The organism is Vibrio sp. 1F263, from assembly GCF_041439035.1.
Taxonomy (GTDB): Bacteria; Pseudomonadota; Gammaproteobacteria; order Enterobacterales; family Vibrionaceae; genus Vibrio; species Vibrio tasmaniensis_A.
In genome coordinates this window covers 1-3,402 of the sequence record NZ_JBGONI010000093.1, presented here as the reverse complement: position 1 = coordinate 3,402, position 3,402 = coordinate 1, and the positions used below count along the sequence as shown (strand labels likewise).

5 protein-coding genes are annotated in these 3,402 nt (G+C 39.0%); 4 read left to right on the top strand and 1 reads right to left on the bottom strand.

What is annotated here, in order from left to right:
* Positions 1 to 700: 700 nt before the first annotated feature.
* From ACED25_RS23090 to ACED25_RS23075, 4 genes are all read left to right on the top strand, one after another.
* Positions 701 to 1,189 carry an Hsp20 family protein gene (locus ACED25_RS23090; protein ID WP_017098606.1) on the top strand — a complete coding sequence of 163 codons (489 nt, stop codon included), beginning with the start codon at positions 701 to 703 and terminating at the stop codon, positions 1,187 to 1,189.
* Positions 1,190 to 1,338: 149 nt separating this feature from the next.
* Positions 1,339 to 1,581 carry a transposase gene (locus tag ACED25_RS23085; RefSeq protein ID WP_032499864.1) on the top strand — a complete coding sequence of 81 codons (243 nt, stop codon included), beginning with the start codon at positions 1,339 to 1,341 and terminating at the stop codon, positions 1,579 to 1,581.
* A 188-nt stretch (positions 1,582 to 1,769) separates the two neighbouring features.
* Positions 1,770 to 2,477 carry a hypothetical protein gene (locus ACED25_RS23080; protein WP_241910257.1) on the top strand — a complete coding sequence of 236 codons (708 nt, stop codon included), beginning with the start codon at positions 1,770 to 1,772 and terminating at the stop codon, positions 2,475 to 2,477.
* A 57-nt stretch (positions 2,478 to 2,534) separates the two neighbouring features.
* Entirely contained in the window at positions 2,535 to 2,795 is a 261-nt protein-coding gene (locus ACED25_RS23075) for a hypothetical protein (protein WP_017098102.1), read from the top strand.
* A gap of 242 nt (positions 2,796 to 3,037) precedes the next feature.
* On the opposite strand, the gene ACED25_RS23070 is transcribed toward ACED25_RS23075, so the two are convergent.
* Positions 3,038 to 3,214: a hypothetical protein gene (locus ACED25_RS23070; protein ID WP_157936399.1), complete on the bottom strand. Its 177-nt coding sequence runs from the start codon at positions 3,212 to 3,214 to the stop codon at positions 3,038 to 3,040.
* Between the last annotated feature and the right edge of the window lie 188 nt (positions 3,215 to 3,402).

Genomic DNA, 3,402 nt, shown 5'->3' with positions numbered 1-3,402 from the left:
TTACCAGGCGCTACATAGATAGCCATACAAAACCTTTAAACTAGTTTAACAGCAACATTGTTCATATTTGATGTAGTGATGAATCTAAGAAAAACAAGGTTATGCCGTAAAAAGACATACATTTTAAAAAACTCACTAAAAAAAATTATTGGTGTTCATTATTCCTATGTTCAATTGCGTGACTCCGTAACGCAGAACAGCTCCTAATAGGGAGCTGTTCTTGTGTCTAAATTTGGGTTCACACTAAGTACCATTACGTTAAATAAATCATCACATGGCTATTGATTTTTCAAACATAACCCGCACATAAGCATAGAGTCACATTCATAAATCACCTTCCATTTGATTTGATAGTAATCTCTTGTGACTCAAAAAAGGCAGACTGAAAGTCTGCCTTTTTTTCATTTCTAACTCAACCAACCGATCTCGACCCCATGCCACCCGCGTAATTCATATCGTGGAATATTGCCCATCAGAGAGTAGAGAGACCGTCTAATTATGAACTATTTTTGTCTCGTCATTATAGATAGGATATAACAATTTCATATAAAAAAACTAATTCAATGAGAAATTGCTATATAAAAACTATTGAAATAATTGTTCGTAAACACTATAAAAAACCTTGAAAAGGTTGTCTTATCAAGAGGCCTTTTCATCACTCTTGTTTTTATTTTGTATTGCTTCTTATGGAGGATATATTATGAGCTCAATTGACCTATCTCCACTATACCGTAGTAGTGTTGGGTTTGACCGTCTAGCATCATTAATTGATCATGCCATGACCAGTGAAACTGCTATCAACGGTTACCCACCATATAACATTGAAGTTCTAAAAGAGAATCGCTATGCCATCACCCTGGCCGTAGCCGGATTTACTCAGGAAGAGCTTGATATTCAAGTAGAAAAGAGCGTGCTAAGTGTACGTGGGCAAAAATGTGCTGATAAAGAAAATAAATATCTGTATCAGGGTATCGCCAATCGTACATTCGAACGTAAGTTCAACTTAGCTGATTATGTTGAAGTTACGGATGCAGATCTTTCTAACGGATTGTTAACTATTACTCTGGTGAAAGAGATACCTGAAGCTATGAAGCCTAAGTCCATCACTATCAATAAAAACTGTGATGTATTAGAGCATAAGGCTGAAGAGACAAGCACCAAAGATAATAAAGCTGCTAAAGGAGAATGATAGTGTGAAAGCACATTATCATTTTTGAAAGGGGAACGGCTCCCAATCGGGAGCTGTTCTTGTGTCTAAATCTGGGTTCACAATATCCCTATCTGGCAGGGTAGTTGTCACTGTTAAAATTTAACCAGTTTGGGCGATAAAGAGTAATTGTGTCTCGTATCTCAGTAGAAAGAAAAGAAGCGATATTGAAGAAGCTGCTGCCTCCCTATTCGATGTCAGTTAAAGAAGTGTCCGAAGAGGAAGGAATTAGCACTGCGACCCTGTATTATTGGCGCCCGCAACTCAGAAGTTCAGGAGCCACCGTGCCAAAGAGCAACACTTCATCAGAGCAGTGGTCTGCTCAAACTAAACTCGCCATTGTCGCTGAAACCTATTCAATGACCGAAAATTAACTGCTCAAGTTGGTGGACTTAAAGAGGCTATTAGTTCTTATTTTGAGCCGGAAACACAGAAACAAAGCTCGAGCGAGCATTCTGTCAGGACGATTGCTGTTAGTTCTGAAACTGATAATGATTTAGGTATTAGAAGTGGTTCAGCTAAGGATAATAGTAAGAAAACAGCACTGGATTCGGTGAGTTACTTGTCTACACGAGTAACAGCGAATTTAACACCATCACTATCTAGTGAAACAATAAATAAGCTACAAGATGCGCTAAGCGAAGGCAATATTTCATTTAAATTTATTCAGAATATCGCCTTGAATAAAGGGGATCTGAGTCTAGTTCGTGAACTGGCGCTTTCTACTGTCCCTAAACAAGAGAAAAATTATTCAGGGCATCTAGGATTAATAGTGGACTCACTTTCACACAAACGTCCAAATGTAAGCGCCACTATGCAAGGTTTACAAGGTTTTATTGATACATCGGCCTTGCAATGGCATGAAAAAACGGCAAAAAAACCTGAAGACGCGCTTGATGCGAATGCTCATGCTCGTTTTGATGGGGATTTAATGAGTTCAGCTTTGGATCAAATGTCGAAAAGTGACCTGAAAGCGACATTAACGCAATTGGAAGGTGCATTTGGTCAGCGTTTACGAGGCGTTTTTGGGTTGGTTGCTGAAAAAGTTCCGTCGTCAGATTTGGCGCAAGGTGACAATGTTTTAATCTCGACTGCCATGCGTTTCAGTGGCCTAGTAGAAGGCTTGATGACTGCTTTGAGTGAAAAGTTGGGTGAAGCGACCGACGTTCGGTTCAAGGATTGTGATTTCGTTAGTGAGCTTTCAGAACTAACAGCGATTGAGAAGGCGGCATTAATCAAAGTAGGAATTAAAGAAGAAATGTTGCTCTAATTTTCCCTTCGAGCGGTAACGACTGTTTTTATAATTCACACATAATGGAGGTTTTCTGTGTCAAAATGGCCGATTAGTTTTTTATTTGAGAAGAATCAATCTCGCCTGGAAGTCGCTGTTATTGACTTGGATGTAAAGCAAAGGATAAGTGATTTTTATCAGCTTGCTCAAAAACGATACTTGTTAGAAGAATTTTTATTACTTCTAAATCGTAGTCAATACAATGTTTTTCAAAATGACGTACTCTCTTGCCTTTATCGCTTGGGTATAAAGAGAGTCGATTTAAAAGTGGGCAGTAAAACGTTGAATATTTTATAAAACTCTGACCAGAACGTTATATAAGGGCTTCAAGGAAGGTAATAACCGTAGTCTTTCGGTCTTTTTTGTGACGTTGTCACAATGAAAGTTGGGTGAGGCGATCATTCCCCTCACTCAATTAGTACCTGAATATGATAACAATAAGGCCGATGGGTAGTCGTCGCTAAACCAAGACAACAACATATAACGCTCCTAACTGTTCATTAGATGAGTAGTACAAAGGTCTGTGAGATCCGATACAGTTAGGCTTGCGATGGATATTCTTTCTCTACATTACTCTTGTGGCCAATCACCAAATGCACTGTAGGGTTCTGTGGTTTAACTGAAATTGCGATTTTCATGTTCATGTTACGGTTGTTTTGCAAGTAACCGACCGCCGCATTTAGTTCTGGAACATACTGAGCCACACCCACCGACACTCCACCTTCCGTTGTTTGAGTGAAAAATAGGAAGTGTCATATCCGTCCTTTTCTCTTCTAGTAACCCATGTGTTTTTCTAGGCTAACAGCGTAAGAAGAGAAACACCTCGAAGTAATACTAATTTATGCTCCCTGAGTTTGAATTACCCTCTGACGCTGATAAATCGAAACGCTAATCTTAGTATTCA